The following is a 241-nucleotide window of genomic DNA, read 5'->3' as shown; positions in this document are numbered from 1 at the left end:
GCGCAGCCGACGCCTGGGAAAAGGTCCAGAACAATCCTGCCCCCGAAGCGGGACAGGATGCCCGTAACGAGGCCTACGTCTCGATGGAGGAGGCCAACTGGGAAGACGTCGTCTTCCTCCCGCTCCTGCACAACGTGGCGGAGAACATGCATTACAGTTGGGTCGAAAAGCCGCGGGCAGGTGCCGCCGGCCGATCCAGACAGAAAAAGAACGTCGTCTACGTCGGAGAGCGCGACTAGTA

General features: G+C 61.4%; 1 pseudogene. It reads left to right on the top strand.

Features of this window, described 5'->3' with window-relative positions:
- A pseudogene (locus SM755_RS24100) lies at nucleotides 1–239 on the top strand (ABC transporter substrate-binding protein); the annotation flags it as partial.
- Nucleotides 240–241: the final 2 nt, after the last annotated feature.

Source organism: Natrialba sp. PRR66 (genome assembly GCF_034808065.1).
Lineage (GTDB): Archaea > Halobacteriota > Halobacteria > Halobacteriales > Natrialbaceae > Natrialba > Natrialba aegyptia.
Note: the sequence above shows the minus strand (reverse complement) of the source record. Positions and strands in the feature narration are given on the sequence as shown.